Genomic DNA, 17,349 nt, shown 5'->3' on the forward strand with positions numbered 1-17,349 from the left:
GTCGGCGGGGAGCGTCGACGGCGACGGTGAACGGGAAGGTGGAGCGGTGGCGGGGTTCCTCGACGGCAAGGCGATCGCGATCACGGGCGGTGGCGGCGGCATCGGACGCGCGGTGGCGTTGGCCTGCGCGGCCGAGGGCGCCAAGGTCGTCGTCGCGGACCACGGGGTCTCGATGGACGGCTCGGACCCGAGCAGCGCCGTCGCCGACGCGGTGGTCGAGGAGATCCGCGACACCGGTGGCGAGGCCGTCGCCGTGGCCGACACCGTCACCACGATGGAGGGCGGCGAGCGGGTGGTGGCGACCGCGGTCGACGCCTTCGGTTCGATCGACGGGGTGGTGTGCGTGGCCGGCATCCTGCGCGAGCGCATGCTGTTCAACATGACCGAGGACGAGTGGGACCCGGTCGTCGACGTCCACCTCAAGGGCCACTTCACGGTGTTCCGCGCCGCGGCTGCGCGGATGCGCAAGGCCCGTTCCGGCTCCCTCGTCGGGTTCACCTCCGGTGCGTTCCAGGGCTCGATCGCGCAGGCCAACTACAGCGCGGCCAAGGGCGGTGTCGTGTCGCTGGTCCGCAGCGCCGCGGTCGGTCTGGCCAAGTACGGGGTGACGGCCAACGCCATCGCGCCGATCGCCCGGACCCGCATGAGCGACAACGTGCCGGGCGACCTCGCCGAGATGGGCGACCCCGAGGACGTCGCCCCCATGGTGGTCTACCTGCTCTCGGACCACGCCAAGCACGTCACGGGCCAGGTCTACACCGCGGTCGGCGGCAAGATCGCGGTGTGGAACCAGCCCCGCGAGGTCCGCGCGATGCACACCGACGGTCGCTGGACGCCCGAGGAGATCGCGGCCCGCCTCGACGGCACGGTCGGGGTCGAGCCGATGCCGATCTTCGCGATGCTCGAGCGGATCGCCGCCAGCCGCGAAGCGGCGGCTCCCGCCGATCAGGGCGCGGCGGTGCCCACCGCGACCCCGAACGAGGGAGCGGCGTAGCCGCGGCCGCGCTCGCTCGTTCTCACGGGGACGGCGAACGCGCGGCGGAGCGCGGCCGGGAGGTCAGGGGTTGAGCGTCGGCGCGTGGTTCCTGGCGGTGTGCCTCGTCGGCGTGTGGTTCACCTGGCAGGCGTTGCGTCCGGCGCCCCTGCCGACACCTCGCGCCGTCCCGAGCTTCTTCGCCGGTTGGTTGACCAACGAGCTCGCCGGTCACCACCTGGTCTGGCAGGCGGTGACGACCGCCCTGTTCGTGGCCGCCGGTGCGTTGCGGACCTGGCCCGGCTGGGTCGCCCTGGCGCTCGTCGTCGCCCAGTGGATCGGCCTCGTGAGCCTGCTCCGGGACGCCCGGCGAGCCCGGGAGGTCGTCGACACGGCCGTGACCGAAGCGCTCGGACCGGGCTACCGCGACGAGCTGCCGACGTCCGACGAGAGCTGGGACCGCATCCGGACGCGGGGCCTCGTGGTGCCGTTCACCGCACGCCACCCCCGGGTCGTGGTCGAACGTGACCGGTGCTACGGCCGGGCCGCGGCCACCGACCTGCGCCTCGACGTCTTCGCGCCCCGGGACCACCCTGCCCGCGGGGACGCGATCGGGTGGGCCGGGGGCCGGCCGGCCATCATCTACGTCCACGGCGGGGCGTGGACGCTCGGCTACCGCGACCGGCAGGGCGGTCCCCTGCTGACCGAGATGGCGGCTCGTGGCTGGGTCGGGATCCGTCCCGGCTACCGCCTGAGCCCGGCCGCGACCTTCCCCGATCACCTCGTCGACGTGAAGCGGGCCATCGTCTGGATGCGCGACCACGCCGACGAGCTCGGGGTCGATCCCACGTTCGTCGCGATCGCCGGCGGATCCGCGGGCGGCCACCTGGCGGCGTTGGTCGCGCTGACCGCCGGCCGCGCGGACCTGCAGCCCGGCTTCGAGGCGGCCGACACCTCGGTCCAGGCGTGCGTGCCGTTCTACGGCGTCTACGACGTGGCCGGCGACGATGCGCTGCGGTCCCTGCTCGCCAGGTACGTGCTCAAGTGCGACCCCGACGAGGATCCGCACCGGTGGGCCACCTTCGCCCCGATGCGGCAACTGCGCGCCGACGCGCCGCCGTTCCTGGTGGTCCACGGTGCGCGAGACACCCTGACCTCGCCGTCCGAGGCGCGGCGGTTCGCCGCCGCGCTCGGCGAGGTCAGCGACGCCCCGGTGGGCTACGCCGAGCTGCCCGGGGCCCAGCACGCGTTCGACGTCTTCCCCTCGCTGCGGACGGCCAACGCCCTCCGCGGTGTCGCGAGGTTCCTGGCGGTGACACACACCCGCGCGAGCGGGCCGATCGAAGGGCACGACCGTGGAACGGATCGCCGGCAAGGACGCGCTCTTCCTGTGGAGCGAGACCCCGACCACCCTGATGCAGATGGCGTTCGTGGGGGTGTTCGATCCGGCGGAGCTCGGGTCCTCAGGCGCTGATCCGGCCGCGGTCTTCCGCCGCTTCAAGGACGTGCTGGCGGCGCGACTGCACCTGGTGCCGCGCTTCCGCCAGCGCGTCATCGACGTGCCCTTCGGGCTCGACAACCCGTACTTCGTCGACGATCCGGACTTCGACCTCGACCGCCACGTCGGCCGGTTGGCGCTGCCGTCCCCTGGTGGACAGGCCGAGCTCGAGGATCTCATCGGGCGCATGGTCAGCCGGCCGCTGGACGCAACGCGGCCGTTGTGGGACCTGGTGTGCGTCGAGGGCCTGGCCGATGGCCGGTGGGCGTACGTCGGGCGGGCGCACCACGTCCTGGTGGACGGCGTCGGGGGCAACGACATCCTCCTCCAGCTGCTCGACCTGACGCCCGAACCCCGTGACGTCCCCCCGCCGGACGAGCCCTTCGATCCGGCCCCGATCCCCTCGCCCGCGGCCGTGCTCCGTCACGCAGCCGCGGGCCAGGCGCGGTGGCCCAGCCGGGTCGCCGGCACCGTCAAGCGCACGGCCGAGGTCGCCTACGACGTGGCCAGGTGGTCCCTGTCGCGCCCCGAGGATCACGGCCACCTGCGCGTCCTCGGCCCCCGCACCTTCCTCAACGGGCCGGTCGGGCCCGATCGGCAGGTCGCCTTCGGGCGGTTGCCGCTGGAGCGCGTCAAGGCCGTCAAGAACGAGGTCGGCTGCACCGTCAACGACGTGGTCCTCGCGATCACCGGCCTCGGGCTGCGAGCCTTCCTCGCCGAGCACGGCGAGGAGCCCGACAAGGGGCTGGTGGCCGCCGTCCCGATCTCCATCCGGAAGGCCGACGACCCGGCGGGTGGCAACCAGGTCTCGGGGATGACGGTGCCGTTGTTCGACGACGTCGCGGATGCCCGGGCCCAGCTGGAGGCGGTGGCCCGGGCGACGCGTCCGGCCAAGGAACAGCTCGGTGCGGTCGCGGCGGCCGTGCTCACGGACTGGAGCGAGCACGCGGTCCCGGCCGTGGCCGCGCAGGCGTTCCGCTTCTACAGCCGGATGGGGCTGGCGCGGCGACACCCGCCGATCGCGAACGTGACGCTGTCGAACGTCCCGGGGCCGCCCGTGCCGCTCTACCTGGCCGGTTCACGGCTCGAGGCGATGTTCCCGATCGGCCCGGTGATCCACAACCAGCGCTGCAACCTCACGGTGGTCAGCTACCTCGACACGATGTTCCTCGGCGCCGTCGCCGACGCGAGCCACGTCCCGCCGATCGCCGGACTGGTGGGGCACCTGGAGGACGCGGTCAAGCACCTGGCCGACGAGCTCGGCGTGTGAGGAGCCGCCACTTGCCCCGAGAACGAGAACGTGTTCTACTTCCTCGCATGGCCATCCGAGCACGCATCCGCCTGACCGACGACGAGATCGGCGCGTTCCTCGCGGCGCCGCACAAGATGCAGCTGGCGACGATCGATCCGGACGGTGCGCCGCACCTGGTGGCCATGTACTACGCGCCGCGGCAGGACCCCGGTGCGCCGGTCGGTGGCCTGGCGTTCTGGACCTACCGCCGCTCGCAGAAGGCACGCAACCTCGAGCGCGACCCTCGGTGCACGGTGATGGTGGAGGCCGGTGACGACTACGACCAGCTCCACGGGGTGTCGATCACCGGGACCGTCACGGCCACCGACGACGTGGGCGAGGTGCTGCGCATCGGCACGTCGGTGTACGGCCGCTACCTCGGTGACGCCCTGCCCGACGGCATCGACGGCTTCCTCGAGGACCAGGCGCGCAAACGACGGGCGTACGTGCTGACACCGACCAAGGTCGCCAGCTGGGACCACCGCAAGCTCGCGGCGGCCTACGCCGGCGCGGGGAGGGGTTGAGGGTGCACATCGAGGTGGACCGGGACCTGTGCGAGGCCAACGGCACGTGCGAGGTGATCGCCCCGGAGCTGTTCCGGGTGGACGACGACGAGGAGCTCGAACTGCTGCAGGCACAGCCGCCGGCGGCGCTGGTCGACGCGGCCAAACGCGCCGTCGACAGCTGCCCCCGCGCGGCCCTGGAGCTGCTCGAGGACTAGCGACGAGGTGGGTCCCGAACGGTCGTGGGAGCGGTCGACGGGGAGCAGGACCGGCGCGGCGAGCGTCCGGACGCGACGATCAGGGAGCAGTGCGGTGGCCTTCCACGGCAGGGTGGCGCTCGTCACCGGCGGCGGCAGCGGCATGGGACAGCGGGCGTGTGAACGCCTGGCGGCGCGCGGGCACGACGTGGCCGCCATCGACGTCGACGAGGCGGGTCTCGAGCGCACGGCCGCCAGCGACCCGCGCATCCGTACGTACGTGTGCGACGTCACCGACACCGAGGGCGTCGAGAAGGTCGTCGCGGAGGTCGAGTCGGACCTCGGGCCCGTCGACCGGACCATCGCGGCCGCGGCGATCATGCCGTCGGGGCTGATCGCGGACATGGACGCGGCGACGATCCGGCGCGTCATGGACATCGACTACGGCGGGGTGGTCAACGTCGTCAAGGCGACTCTCCCGGGGATGCTCGAGCGGCGCACCGGGGACCAGATCATCTTCTCGTCGTTGATGGGGCACATGCCGACGATGCACCTCGGTGCCTACTGCGCGGCGAAGTTCGCCGTACGCGCCTTCACCGAGATCCTCTACCACGAGAACCGGGCGTCCGGGGTGCGGTTCGCCTGTGTCTGTCCGCCGATGGTCGAGACCCCCCTGCTCAGCCAGGTGACCACCGACATGAAGGCGATGGACGCGGGCGCTGAACCGCTCACGCCCGACCAGGTGCTCGACGCCATCGAGGCCGACCTCGACAAGGGGCGGTTCTGGGTGATGCCGGGCCAGGCCAAGGGTGCATCGGTCGCGGCCCGCCTCATCCCGAAGCTGATCTGGAAGAACATGCACAAGATCGAAGGGATCGCCTGATGTCCGCGCCGTCGTTGCCCGATCGGTTCGATCCGACCGAGCCGGACCTGCTCGCGGGCGGGATCCCCTTCGAGCAGTTCGCCGAGCTGCGGCACACCGCCCCGGTGTGGTGGTGCCCGCAGCCGAAGAACGCCGCGGGTTTCCAGGACGAGGGCTACTGGGTCGTCAGCCGGCACGCGGACGTCAAGGACGTCTCGGTGCGGAGCAAGGACGACTTCTCCACCTACGAGAACACGGCGATCATCCGCTTCGGCGAGGACATCACCCGCGAGGAGATCGACGTCCAGCGTCTGATCCTGCTCAACATGGATCCGCCCGAGCACACCAAGCAACGGGCCATCGTGTCGAAGGGGTTCACCCCGCGGGCGATCGCCAAGCTCGAGGCGGCGCTCCAGGATCGTGCGGAACGCATCGTGGCCGAGGCGCTCGAGAACGGCAGCGGTGACTTCGTGACCGACGTCGCCTGCGAACTGCCGCTCCAGGCCATCGCCGAGCTGATCGGTGTCCCGCAGGAGGACCGCGACAAGATCTTCGACTGGTCCAACCAGATGATCGGGTACGACGACCCCGAGTACGACGTGGACGGCAAGGTCGCCTCCGCCGAGCTCATCGGGTACTCGTGGAACCTCGCCGAGGACCGCAAGCGCTGCCCGATGGACGACATCGTCACCAAGCTCGTCCACGCCGACGCGGAGGGCGAACTGCTCTCCAGCGAGGAGTTCGGGTTCTTCGTCCTGCTGCTGGCCGTCGCCGGCAACGAGACCACCCGCAACGCCATCACGCACGGGATGATGGCGTTCATGGACAACCCTGAGCAGTGGGAGCTGTACAAGCAGACGCGCCCGCGGTCGGCGGTCGAGGAGATCGTCCGGTACGCCACGCCGATCGTGTCCTTCCAGCGCACCGCGAAGGTCGACACCCACATCGGTGAGCAGGCCGTGAGGAAGGGCGATCGGATCGGGTTGTTCTACAGCTCGGCCAACTTCGACCCGGAGGTCTTCGACGACCCGCACACCTTCGACATCACCCGGGACCCGAACCCGCACCTCGGCTTCGGTGGGCTCGGCACCCACTACTGCCTGGGTGCCAACCTGGCGCGGGTGGAGATCGATCTGATGTTCAAGGCGATCGCGGACCAGATGCCGGACATCCACCAGGTCGGCGAGGCATCACGCCTGCGCTCGGCGTGGCTCAACGGGATCAAGCACCTGCCCGTGGCGTACCGGTAGGGCCACCGCGGGGGGAGCGGGCCCGTCAGGCCGAGCGCTCCCCGGTCCCGAGGTGTTGCTGGATCACGAAGGTGCCGCGGGACTCGGCGAGCACGTGGGTCCCGTCGGTCGAGGTCGCGGTGACCACGAGCCGCCGGCCCTCACGCGAGGACACCTGGGCCTCGTAGGTGACGGGTACGTGCAACGGGGTGATGCGTCGGAACCGGACGTGCAGTTCGCCGGTGTACCCGGCGGCGCCGGCCGCCATCTGGGCGACGCCGAGCAGTTCGTCGAACGCGGCGGCGACCACACCCCCGTGGACACCCCCGACCGGGCCCTCGTGCGCGGCGCCGTAGGTCACGTGCGCGCGGGTGATCGCGCCGTCGTGGGTGTAGGTCAGCGGCGGTGCGAGGGCGTTCGCCCGGCCGCTGACGGGGCTGCGCTCGGGCAGGTAGCTCGCCGGCAGCGGGGCGCTCGCCGTGCTGCCGTGCGCGCCGTGATCGGGCTGCGTGGCGAGCACCGCGGTGACGGCGCGGACCTGATCGGCCAGGGGCTGCAGCGCAGAAGCGTCGGCGTGCTCGGCGTCGACGCGGTACAGGGCGTGCGCGGCGTCGCGCAGGGCCGCGGCCAGGTCGTGCACGGCGCGGCGCCCGGTGCCCGGCTCGTGTCCGCCGCCGAGCCACCGCTCGCGCAGGGCCGCCGGGATGGGGTCGGAGCCGGGCGCGGTCGTGGTGTCGGTCACGGGAGGGCTCCGGGGTCGTGGGGGTGGCGGTGCACGGCCACCGCGCAGCCGCTGCGGCGTGCGAGAACGTGTTCTAGTTCCCGTCGCGTCGCGAGGTAGAACGTGTTATACCTGACGCTGTCCACACGGGCCCGCGGCCGGGAGACCTCGGGGGAGAGGGAACGCGAGTGCGACTGGTGCTGACCGACGCGCAGCAGGACTTCCGCGCCGAGGTCCACGACTACTTCACCCGTGTCGTGACCCCCGAGGTCCGCGCGCAGGTGGAGCGCGACCACGCCTCCGGAGCCGCCGCGTACCGCGACCTGATGCGCCGCATCGGCGGCGACGGCTGGCTGTGTCCGACCTGGCCCGCCGAGTTCGGTGGCCGCGGGCTGTCGGAGGTCGAGCAGTACCTGTTCTTCGACGAGACCCAGCGTCTCGGGGTGCCGCTGCCGTTCCTGTCGACCACCACCGTCGGTCCGACGATCATGCGGTTCGGCACGCCCGAGCAGCAGGCCACCTACCTGCCCGCCATCCGACGGGGCGAGGCGCTGTTCGCGATCGGCTACTCCGAGCCCGGCGCCGGCACCGATCTGGCCTCGCTCACCACCCGGGCTGACCGGGACGGCGACGACTACGTCATCACCGGCCAGAAGATGTGGACGAGCCTGGTCCACCGCGCCGACTACGTGTGGCTGGCCTGTCGGACCGACGTCGACGCCCAGAAGCACCGCGGCATCTCGGTGGTGATCGTGCCCACCGACGCCGACGGTTTCAGTTGGACCAAGGTCGACACGATCGGCGGCGGTCTGACGTCGGTCACCTACTACGACCGGGTCCGGGTGCCGGTCACCGAGCGCGTCGGGCCCGAGCACGGCGGGTGGCAGCTGCTGACCAACCAGCTCAATGCCGAGCGCGTCGCGCTGGCCTGCGCTGGGCCCCTGGAGCGGCGCCTGACCCTCGTGCGGCGCTGGGCCCAGGAGACCAAGACGCCCGACGGTGGGCGGGTCATCGACCAGTCGCACGTGCAGCACGCGCTGGCGCGCGTGCACGCGGAGCTCGAGGTGCTGCGGCTGATGAACTACCAGGTGGCCTGGGGAGCAGCACAGGACCGCCTGGCGCCGGCTGACGCCTCGGCGATGAAGGTCTACGGCAGCGAGCTGTCCCTGCGGGCCTACCGGACCCTCGCCGAGGTCGTCGGTCACGAGTCGCTGCGCACGCGGTCCGCCCCCGGTGCCGTCCTCGGCGCCGAGCTCGAGGACGAGCTGCGCCGTGCGCTGATCGTCACGTTCGGGGGCGGCACCAACGAGGTGCAGCGCGACATCATCGCCACGCTCGGGCTCGGCCTGCCGCGCCCGAGCCGCTGAGGAGCCGACGTGGATCTCGCCCTCGCTGACGCCGAGCTCGCCGTCGAGGAACTGGCCGCGCAGGTGCTGGGCACCGACGTGGTCCCCCTCGCCGAGGGCTTCGACCGTGACCGCTGGTCGTCCCTCGCTCGCGCCGGTCTGCTCGGCATCGCCCTCCCCGAGCGCCACGGTGGTGCCGGCCTCGGACAGCTCGCCCTGCACCTGCTGCTGGTGGCGGCCGGCCGGACCGCGGCCGAGCTGCCCCTGGTCGAGGCCCTCGTCCTCGGCGCCGGTGCCGTGGAGCGCGCCGGGACCCCCGCGCAGCAGGCGACGTGGTTGCCCCCCGTGGCGGCGGGCGAGCTCGTCCTGACGGCGGCGGTGCTGGATGCCGGCAGCCGCGACCCGGACGACGTGCTGACCTCGGCCCTCGTCACCGGCGACGGTGTCCGGCTCGACGGCACCAAGCTCGGGGTCGGGGTGCTCGATCACGCGGCACGCGTGGTCGTCCCGGCGGCGACCTCGGACGGCCGGCTCCTGCTCGCACTGGTCGACCCGACCGCGGAGGGCTGCACCGTCACCAGCCAGGAGGTCCACGGGGGCGCGGTCGTGGCCGACCTGCAGCTCGACGGGGTCGTCGTCGGGGCCGAGGACGTGCTCGGTGACGTCGACGGTGACGCTCGCAGCGCCTGGCAGGAGACGGTCCTGCGCGGCTCCGCGGCCGTGGCCTCGTTGCAGGCCGGTGCGGCCGCCGGCGCCCTGGCGCTGGCCGCGACGCACACCGCGACCCGTGAGCAGTTCGGTCGCCCGCTCGCGACCTTCCAGGCCGTCAGCCAGCGGCTCGCGGACGCCTACATCGACGTCGAAGGGGTGCGCTTGGCCGCGCTCCAGGCCGCGTGGCGCCTGGAGGTGGGTCTCCCGGCCGCCGACGCGGTCGCGACGGCCGGCTGGTGGGGCGCCGAGGCCGGTGACCGCGTCCTGCGCGCGACCCACCACGTGCACGGCGGCACCGGGGTCGACCGCGATTACCCGCTGCACCGGCTCACCCAACTGCTGCGCCGGCTCGAGTTCACGCTCGGGACCGCCACCGACCACCTGACCCGACTCGGTCGCAGCCTCGCTGCGGTCGTCGACTGACCGAGGACCACCCCGTGACCAGCACCTCCACCACCTCGCTCGACGGCCGGGTCGCCATCGTCACCGGCGCCGGCCGCGGGCTCGGACGCGCCGAGGCGCTCGCCCTGGCCGACCGTGGCGCCCGCGTGGTCGTCAACGACCTGGGGCCGAGGACCAGCGGCGCTGAGGACCCCGCCGCCGAGGTCGTGGCCGAGATCCGCTCCCGCGGGGGCGATGCGCTCGTCCACCACGGCGACGTCGCCGACCTCGCCGTGGCGGGTGGCCTGCTGGAGGCGGCCGTCACCACCTACGGCGGTCTGGACGCGCTGGTCAACAACGCGGGCATCGTCCGCGACCGCATGATCTTCTCGATGTCCGAGCAGGAGTTCGACGCCGTCATCCGCGTCCACCTCCGCGGCCACTTCTGCACCCTGCGTCACGCCACGGCCTACTGGCGTGACCGTGCCAAGGCCACCGGCGGCCCGGTCGACGCACGGGTGATCAACACCGCATCCGAGGCGTTCCTCTTCGGATCGCCGGGCCAGCCCAACTACGCGGCCGCCAAGGGTGGTATCGCCGCGCTGACGTTGTCGGTCGCCGGCGCCATGGCCAAGCACGGCGTCCGCGCGAACGTCATCTGTCCGCGTGCCCGGACGCAGATGACCGAGGGGGTGTTCGACCCGGCCGTGGACCCTGACGACGACCCGCTGGACGCCGATCACGTCGCGACCCTGGTGGCCTACCTGGCCTCCCCGGCGTCGGCGCGCCTGTCCGGGCAGGTCTTCGTCGCCTACGGCGGGTTCGTCGGCTTGATGGACGCGCCGCAGCTGCGGGCGGAGTTCCACGCGCCCGGTGGCCGGTGGGACGTCGACGCTCTGGCGGGGGCGCTCGATGCCCACCTCGACGAGACCGACCCACGCCGCTCGTTCGCTGCTGTGAGCCTGATGCGCGTCGGCGCACCGTCGTGAGCGCTCAGGAGGTCGCTGCCACCGTGATGTCGAACCCAACGTGTCGTGGCGGCACGCACGTCGTTGACCAGGGAGCGTGACCGGACGCGGGGAGGCGGCCGGCCACGTTCCGCAACGTTCCGAGCGGGGAGAGTGCGGATGAGCCAGCAACGGCGTGTGGTCGCAGCGGTGGCAGCGTTCGCGCTGCTGCTGACGGCCTGCGGCTCACGGCTGACCGACGAACAGCGCGAGTTCGCGCTCGCCGGTGGCGGCGGGGGCACCGGCGTGGGCGATCAGCTCGCGGCCGGCGAGGGCCTCGGGGAGGCGGACCTGCTCGACGAGACCGATCTCGACCTGCCGGAGGCCGGTGGCGCCGAGGTCGGTCCGGAGGGCGGCGACACCGCACCGGATGCGGCCGCCGGCGGCGCCGGCTCGGGCGGCGGTGACGGCTCGGGCGATGGTGACGGGTCGGGCGGTGGTGACGGCTCGGGCGATGGTGACGGCTCGGGCGGCGGCGATGGCGCGGCGAACTCGAACGACACCCGCGCGGCACCGCCCGGTGGCAACGGGGGCGCCACCGACACGGGTGTCACCGAGGACCGCATCGTGCTCGCCAACGTGTCGGACATCTCGGGTGCGGTGCCGGGCCTGTTCGAGGACGCGCAGAAGGCCGCCGCGGCGTACGTGGCGTACTTCACCGCCAGCGAGGGCACGATCTACGGCCGTCAGTTGCAGCTGCTGCCGCTCGACTCCCGGTTGGACGCGGGCCAGGCCCGTGCCCAGTACCTGCGGGCCTGCGAGGAGGCGTTCGCCGGCGTGGGCTCGATGTCGGCGTTCGAGGAGGGCGCTGCCGGCCCGGTCAAGGACTGCGGGATCCCGGACGTGCGTGCGACCACCACGAGCGCCGAGATGCAGCGGCTGCCGAACGTGTACTCCGGTGAGGTGCAGACCGTCGGCAACGTCAACGGGTCGGCGTTCCGGTACTGGGCCGAGCAGCACCCCGAGGCGGTGAAGAAGGCCGCCTACCTCTGGATCGAGAACTCGACGACGAACTTCCAGACCGGCCAGAACCGCAAGGCCCTCGCCAAGGTCGGTTACAACTGGGTCTACGAGCAGCCGATCCAGATCGCCGAGACCAACTACGCGGCGTTCGTGATCGAGATGAAGAACCGCGGCGTCGAGTTCGTCACCTTCCAGGGCGACTACACCCAGGCCATCCGCCTGCGCCAGGCGATGCAGCAGCAGAACTTCGAGCCCGTGGTCTACGGGCTGCAGCCGAACATCTACAGCCCGCGCTTCCTGGAGGCCGGCGGCTCGTCGGTCGAGGGCACCGAGATCTACATGTCGGCGGTCCCCCTCGAGGAGATCGGCAACAACGAGGAGATGCAGCTCTACGCCCAGTGGCTCAAGCAGGTCGATCCGCGGGCGCACCCGACCTACCTCGGGCTGTACGCGTGGTCGGTGAGCAAGCTGACGGTCGAGACGCTCAAGAAGATCGGTCCGGAGGTCACCCGGGCCAAGCTCATCGCCGAGCTCGACAAGGTGACCGGCTGGACCGGGAACGGGCTACACGCGCCGCAGGACATCGGCCCGCGCCGCAACAACGACTGCCACCTCGTCGTCCAGGTCCAGGACGGCAGGTTCGTGCGCACCTGGCCGGCCAAGGACTGGGTCTGTCGTGACCGCGCGTTGCGAGTCGACTGATGACCGAGCTGCTGACCTTCACGGTGCTCGGGCTGGTGATCGGCGCCGCCTACGCGATCGCGTCCAGCGGCCTGGTCATCACCTACGCGACCTCGAACGTGTTCAACGTCGCGCACGGGGCCACCGGGATGGTCATGGCGTTCCTGTACTGGGAGCTCCAGGTGGGGCGCGGGCTCCCGCCGTGGCTGGCCCTGATCCTCGTGGTCGGGGTGGTCGCCCCGCTGTTCGGCGCGTTGCTCGAACGCACCGTGACCCGCCGCCTGACCGCCGCGTCCACGACGGTCTCGCTGACCGTGACCGTCGGGATCCTGCTGCTGCTCGTCGGCATCGCCCAGGTCGTGTGGCCACCGGCCGGCCGCACCGTCGAGCCGTTCCTGCCGAACGTGAGCTGGTCGCTCGCCGGGGTGCAGGTCACCGGCCATCAGTTCATCACCTTCGGTCTCGCCGTGGTCGTCGCCGGTGGCCTGTACGTCCTCCTCAACCGGACGCGCACGGGGACCGCGATGCGGGCGCTCGTCGACGACCGCACCCTCCTCGCGCTCCACGGGGCCCGACCGCAGTTGCTCGGGTCGCTGTCCTGGGCGATCGGCAGCGCGCTCGCAGCGCTGGCGGGGATCCTGCTGGTCTCCGAGATCGGCCTCGACTACATCACGCTGACCCTGCTGGTCATCAACGCCTACGCCGCGGCGATGGTGGGGCGACTGGTCGACCTGCCGCGGACCTTCGTCGGCGCGATGATCCTGGGTTTGGTGCAGGCCTACTTCGTGCTCGGGTTGCGCTACGTCCCGGACGTCGGCCCGGACCTGACCAACATGCTGTCGGGGCTGCGTGCGGCGCTGCCGACCATCTTCCTGTTCGTCACGATGCTGTTGTTGCCCCAGGAGAAGCTGCGTGTCGGCTCGGTGGCCGGCGCGGCGATGGTGCGCGTCCCCTCGCGGACCCGGACGATCGGCTGGGGGCTCGGCCTGATCGCCGCGGTGGCCATCGGGACCGGGTTCCTCGGGCCGTCGGCGATATCGGGCGTGAGCCGGGCGCTGGCCGTCGGGTTGATCATGCTCTCGCTGGTGCTCCTCACCGGGTACGGCGGTGACGTGTCGCTCGGGCAGATGTCGTTCGTCGGCGTGGGCGCCCTGGTGGTGGCTCGGGTCTTCGGGTCCCTGGACCCCGTCGCGATCGTCGCCGCGGCGATCGTCGCTGGGCTCGTCGGGGCCCTCGTCGCGCTCCCCGCGCTGCGTCTGCGCGGGCTGTACCTCGGCCTCGGGACCCTGGCGTTCGCGGCGGCTATGGACAAGCTCGTGTTCGAGTCGAGCCTGCTCGGCTTCCAGCTCGGTGGGTCGGTCACGATCGAGCGGCCGACGATGCTCGGGGTCTCGTTGGTCGGTGAACGCGCCTACGCGATCGCGACGGCCGTCGCGTTCGTGGCCGTCGCCTGGGGGCTGCTCGCGCTGCGGCGTGGACGGTTCGGCCGTCTGCTCCTGGCCACGCGCGACTCGCCGGCCGCCTGTGGGACGCTCGGGCTGTCCACCACCCGGACGCGTGTCGCCGTCTTCGCCCTCTCCGCCGCCATGGCCGGCTTCGCGGGTGCGGTCTTCACCGGCGTCAACATCGCCGTGGGCGCGACCGACTTCCAGATGTTCCAGAGCCTGCCGCTGCTCCTGCTCGCGGTCATCGGCGGGGTCACCTCGGTGACCGGCGCGCTGGTCGGGGGCATCCTGCTCGGCCTCGGGCCGGTGCTGGCCGACGTGACCGGCTCGACCGGCCAGACCCAGTTCATCTTCATCGGCCTGGCCGCGATCGTGTTCGGCCGCGACCCGAACGGGCTCGCCGGTCTGCTGTTCGAACGGTTCCGGCCTGTCGCCGGACCACTCGAGGAGCGCGAGCCGGACCCGGTCCTCGACGTGGCCGGACCCGCCGACGACGCCCGGACGGAGGTGAGCATCGTTGGCGCTCCTTGAGATCCGCGATGTCCGGGTGGTCTTCGGCGGCATCGTCGCCGTCGACGCCTGCTCCCTCGAGCTCGACGCCGGTCGCGTCCAGGGTCTGATCGGCCCGAACGGTGCCGGCAAGACCACCACCTTCAACGTCGTCACGGGTCTCCAGGCGCCGACCGCAGGGTCGATCTGGCTCGACGGTGAGGACCTGACGTCGGTGGCGCCGCACCTGCGGGCCCGCCGTGGTCTCGCACGTACCTTCCAGCGCCTCGAGGTGTTCGGCTCCCTGTCGGTCCGGGACAACGTCCGGGTCGCGCTCGAGATCCGCGACTCCTGGGGCACGAGCGGCCACGGTTCCACGCGCGGTGGGGCGGAGCGGCTGCTCGACCGTGTCGGGATCCGCGGGTTCGCTGACCAGCCAGCGGACGCGGTGCCGACCGGCATCGCACGGCTGACCGAGCTCGCCCGGGCCCTGGCCATCGGCCCGCGCGTGCTGCTCCTGGACGAGCCGTCCTCCGGCCTCAACGAGGAGGAGACCCACGCCCTCGGCGAGCTGCTGATCCGCCTGGCCGACGAGGGTGTCGCGGTCCTCATGGTCGAGCACGACGTCGACCTGGTGATGCGGACCTGCTCGTGGATCGACGTGCTCGACTTCGGCCGGATCATCGCCAGTGGGCCACCGGCGGTGATCCGCGACGACCCGGACGTCCAGGCGGCCTACCTCGGTGCCGAGGTCGACGAGGCAGCAGCGGACGTCGCCGCCGTCGCCGGGGAGAGACGGTCGTGACCGAGCCCATCCTCGAGCTGCGCGGCATCGACGCCGCCTACGGCCGCATCCAGGTGCTGCGCGGCATCGACCTGACCGTCCCGCGCGGGTCGGTGGTTGCGTTGCTCGGTCCGAACGGTGCCGGCAAGACCACCATCCTGAAGGTCGCGTCGGGCCAGATCGCACCGACCGCCGGGTGCGTGCACGTCGCCGGCCGCCACGTCAACGGCGCCACCCCCGACGAGCTCGCGCGGCACGGGATGTGCACCGTCGTGGAGGGCCGGGGCATCTTCCCCAACCTCACCGTGCGCGAGAACCTGTCGCTGGCGAGCTTCGCGGCCGAGCGTTCCGTCGCGGACATCCAGGACGAGGCCTACACCCGCTTCCCCCGGCTCGGGGAGCGTCAGGGGCAGCTGGCCGGCCGGCTCTCGGGGGGCGAGCAGCAGATGCTGGCGATGGCGCGGGCCCTGGCCAGCCAGCCGGCCCTGCTGCTGCTCGACGAGCTGTCGATGGGGCTCGCCCCGCTCATCGTCGAACAGCTCTACGACGTGGTGCGCCAGCTCGGCGAGGACGGCCTGTCGGTGCTGGTGGTCGAACAGTTCGCCCGGACGGCCCTCGCGGTCGCCGACTACGGCGTGCTCGTGGTCAACGGACGTGTGACGGCGGTCGGTCAGCCGCAGGACCTCGGCGACCAACTGTCCGCGGCCTACCTCGGAGGTGACACGTGAGCCTGCTCAGGACGCTCCGACGCAGCGGCGCGGCCGCTGGCGTGCTCGGCCTGGTGCTGATCGCGGCCGCACCCGACGCCGGGAACGTGCGCACCGACCCCGGCGACATCGCGGGTTTCGGCATCGACGCCACCGCGGCACCGATCACCGTGCGGATCTTCGAGCAGACCATCCCGATCCCTGCCGACCCGGGCGTCCCGCAGGCCGAGATCACCACCGGGCACAGCTGGACCACCCTCGGCGGCGGTCCGACGAGTCGTGCCGTGGCGAGCCTCGTGTGGCCGGGCCCCGGCGTCGGCGACGGCTACGGCAACTTCGCCGAGGCGTTCGGCATGGACCCCGAGTCGACCTACCCGCTCCGTGCCGCTGCCCAGTTCCCCTCGGGGCCGTTGACGGAGGACAACGAGCTGCCCCACGGTGGCGGCATGTGGGCCCACGCCCTCGGGCTCGACGTCGAGGCCGAGGCCGAGTTCGCCGGAGAGCTGCTCCCGGGCCTCCTCGGCGCGGGGACGGCACGTTCGGTCAGTCGCAGCACCGTCGAGGACGGCCTCGGGACGGCCGTGGCGGACTCCATCCTCTCCGAGGTCTCCCTGCTCGAGGGACTGATCTCGGTGGACGGGGTCCGCACCCGGCTCGTGGCGACCACCGACGGGGTCGAGGCCACCGTCCGCGGCGCGACCGACGTGACCGGACTGGTCGTCGCCGGGACCCGTTACGCCATCGACCGCGACGGCGTCCGTGTCGAGGCCGAGGACGAGGACAGCCCGTTCGCGGGCACGCCGTCGTTGCCTTTGCGGCTGCTCGGCGTCGTCGATCTGCAGGACCTGATCGGCATCCGCGTCGAGGCGGGTCTGGTCGAGGATCTCGAGGCCAGCGAGGACATCGCCGAGGCGGGCCGCCGGGCCGAGGGGGTCACGATCACCCTCGACGCCAGCCCGTTGTTCGACCTGGCCAACGCGCTGCCGACCGACGAGCTGCTCGCGTTGCTGCCCGACGACCTGCGGGGACCGGTCCTGCAGCTGCTCGGTCTGTCACCGACCGTCGAGATCGCGCTCGGGTTCGCCGAGGTCGAGGCCTCGGCGACCGAAGCCTTCGTCTTCGAGATCCCCGACCTGCCACCGCCCCCGCCGCTCGACGACCTCGGCGCAGCGCCGCCACCCGACCTCGGTGCTCCCGGTGACCTCGGCGACCTGCCGGGGGCACCCGACCTCGGCGCGCCCGATCTCGGTGATGTCGGAGCGCCGTCGGTCAGCGCCCAGCCCGACCCGGGACCCGAGGCGCCGGCGGTGGCACTGCCGACGACCTCGGCCGGCAGCGTCCCCGACGGCATCGGGCTGGCCGCTCAGCTGCTGCTGCTGACCGGGGGCCTGGTCGGGCTGGCAGCGTGGGGGCTCGAGCGGCTCCGCGGCGCCGCGTTCGCCGTTCCGGCCGGCGCCGCAGCCTGTCGCGGCGGCGCGGCGCGCGGCGTCCCCGACCTCCGCACGTGACCGGACCGCAGATGCACCCGACCACCTCCCCGCAGACCGGGACACCAGGAGGG

The 17,349-nt window shown here is 72.3% G+C and carries 16 protein-coding genes; 15 read left to right on the forward strand and 1 reads right to left on the reverse strand.

Features of this window, described 5'->3' with window-relative positions:
• The first annotated feature begins 46 nt into the window (after nucleotides 1-46).
• The 7 genes from NITAL_RS12625 (at nucleotide 47) to NITAL_RS12655 (ending at nucleotide 6,574) form a co-directional block, all read left to right on the forward strand.
• Nucleotides 47-994, forward strand: a complete 948-nt coding sequence (locus NITAL_RS12625) for an SDR family oxidoreductase (protein WP_052666539.1) — start codon at nucleotides 47-49, stop codon at nucleotides 992-994.
• Between the two features lie 70 nt (nucleotides 995-1,064).
• Nucleotides 1,065-2,447 carry an alpha/beta hydrolase gene (locus NITAL_RS12630; protein WP_052666544.1) on the forward strand — a complete coding sequence of 461 codons (1,383 nt, stop codon included), beginning with the start codon at nucleotides 1,065-1,067 and terminating at the stop codon, nucleotides 2,445-2,447.
• A complete protein-coding gene (locus NITAL_RS12635; RefSeq protein WP_083441523.1) occupies nucleotides 2,329-3,741 on the forward strand; it encodes a WS/DGAT/MGAT family O-acyltransferase in 1,413 nt (470 codons plus the stop codon). Before NITAL_RS12630 ends, NITAL_RS12635 begins: the two co-directional genes overlap by 119 nt.
• A 47-nt stretch (nucleotides 3,742-3,788) precedes the next feature.
• Entirely contained in the window at nucleotides 3,789-4,286 is a 498-nt protein-coding gene (locus NITAL_RS12640; RefSeq protein WP_052666547.1) for a pyridoxamine 5'-phosphate oxidase family protein, read from the forward strand.
• Between the two features lie 2 nt (nucleotides 4,287-4,288).
• On the forward strand, nucleotides 4,289-4,483 hold the full coding sequence (locus NITAL_RS12645) for a ferredoxin (protein ID WP_052666553.1): 195 nt from the start codon (nucleotides 4,289-4,291) through the stop codon (nucleotides 4,481-4,483).
• 94 nt (nucleotides 4,484-4,577) lie between these two features.
• Nucleotides 4,578-5,345 (forward strand): SDR family NAD(P)-dependent oxidoreductase, encoded by a 768-nt coding sequence (locus NITAL_RS12650; protein WP_052666554.1) that lies wholly within the window; start codon nucleotides 4,578-4,580, stop codon nucleotides 5,343-5,345.
• The gene (locus NITAL_RS12655) at nucleotides 5,345-6,574 is read left to right on the forward strand and encodes a cytochrome P450 (protein WP_052666555.1); all 1,230 of its coding nucleotides are present in this window, start codon (nucleotides 5,345-5,347) and stop codon (nucleotides 6,572-6,574) included. The genes NITAL_RS12650 and NITAL_RS12655 overlap by 1 nt, the downstream gene beginning before the upstream one ends.
• Nucleotides 6,575-6,599: 25 nt before the next feature.
• On the opposite strand, the gene NITAL_RS12660 is transcribed toward NITAL_RS12655, so the two are convergent.
• The gene (locus tag NITAL_RS12660; protein ID WP_052666556.1) at nucleotides 6,600-7,295 is read right to left on the reverse strand and encodes a hotdog domain-containing protein; all 696 of its coding nucleotides are present in this window, start codon (nucleotides 7,293-7,295) and stop codon (nucleotides 6,600-6,602) included.
• A 167-nt stretch (nucleotides 7,296-7,462) separates the two neighbouring features.
• On the opposite strand from NITAL_RS12660, the gene NITAL_RS12665 reads away from it, so the two are divergent.
• The 8 genes from NITAL_RS12665 (at nucleotide 7,463) to NITAL_RS12700 (ending at nucleotide 17,296) form a co-directional block, all read left to right on the forward strand.
• Complete coding sequence (locus tag NITAL_RS12665) at nucleotides 7,463-8,641, forward strand: acyl-CoA dehydrogenase family protein (RefSeq protein WP_052666557.1); 1,179 nt, start codon at nucleotides 7,463-7,465, stop codon at nucleotides 8,639-8,641.
• A 9-nt stretch (nucleotides 8,642-8,650) separates the two neighbouring features.
• Complete coding sequence (locus NITAL_RS12670; protein WP_052666562.1) at nucleotides 8,651-9,754, forward strand: acyl-CoA dehydrogenase family protein; 1,104 nt, start codon at nucleotides 8,651-8,653, stop codon at nucleotides 9,752-9,754.
• Nucleotides 9,755-9,768: 14 nt separating this feature from the next.
• A complete protein-coding gene (locus NITAL_RS12675; protein ID WP_052666563.1) occupies nucleotides 9,769-10,701 on the forward strand; it encodes an SDR family NAD(P)-dependent oxidoreductase in 933 nt (310 codons plus the stop codon).
• Nucleotides 10,702-10,839: 138 nt separating this feature from the next.
• A complete protein-coding gene (locus NITAL_RS12680; RefSeq protein WP_052666565.1) occupies nucleotides 10,840-12,384 on the forward strand; it encodes an ABC transporter substrate-binding protein in 1,545 nt (514 codons plus the stop codon).
• Nucleotides 12,384-14,339: a branched-chain amino acid ABC transporter permease gene (locus NITAL_RS12685; protein WP_052666566.1), complete on the forward strand. Its 1,956-nt coding sequence runs from the start codon at nucleotides 12,384-12,386 to the stop codon at nucleotides 14,337-14,339. The genes NITAL_RS12680 and NITAL_RS12685 overlap by 1 nt, the downstream gene beginning before the upstream one ends.
• Nucleotides 14,326-15,102, forward strand: a complete 777-nt coding sequence (locus tag NITAL_RS12690; protein ID WP_052666570.1) for an ABC transporter ATP-binding protein — start codon at nucleotides 14,326-14,328, stop codon at nucleotides 15,100-15,102. The genes NITAL_RS12685 and NITAL_RS12690 overlap by 14 nt, the downstream gene beginning before the upstream one ends.
• The gene (locus NITAL_RS12695) at nucleotides 15,099-15,809 is read left to right on the forward strand and encodes an ABC transporter ATP-binding protein (protein ID WP_052666571.1); all 711 of its coding nucleotides are present in this window, start codon (nucleotides 15,099-15,101) and stop codon (nucleotides 15,807-15,809) included. The genes NITAL_RS12690 and NITAL_RS12695 overlap by 4 nt, the downstream gene beginning before the upstream one ends.
• Complete coding sequence (locus tag NITAL_RS12700) at nucleotides 15,806-17,296, forward strand: choice-of-anchor P family protein (RefSeq protein WP_052666572.1); 1,491 nt, start codon at nucleotides 15,806-15,808, stop codon at nucleotides 17,294-17,296. Before NITAL_RS12695 ends, NITAL_RS12700 begins: the two co-directional genes overlap by 4 nt.
• Nucleotides 17,297-17,349 lie beyond the last annotated feature (53 nt).

This window comes from Nitriliruptor alkaliphilus DSM 45188 (assembly GCF_000969705.1).
GTDB lineage: Bacteria > Actinomycetota > Nitriliruptoria > Nitriliruptorales > Nitriliruptoraceae > Nitriliruptor > Nitriliruptor alkaliphilus.

Bases quoted from the DNA above. Each gene is read 5' to 3' on its own strand.
- NITAL_RS12655 (WP_052666555.1), top strand. From the start codon at position 5,345: ATGTCCGCGCCGTCGTTGCCCGATCGGTTCGATCCGACCGAGCCGGAC.
- NITAL_RS12680 (WP_052666565.1), top strand. From the start codon at position 10,840: ATGAGCCAGCAACGGCGTGTGGTCGCAGCGGTGGCAGCGTTCGCGCTG.
- NITAL_RS12640 (WP_052666547.1), top strand. From the start codon at position 3,789: ATGGCCATCCGAGCACGCATCCGCCTGACCGACGACGAGATCGGCGCG.
- NITAL_RS12685 (WP_052666566.1), top strand. From the start codon at position 12,384: ATGACCGAGCTGCTGACCTTCACGGTGCTCGGGCTGGTGATCGGCGCC.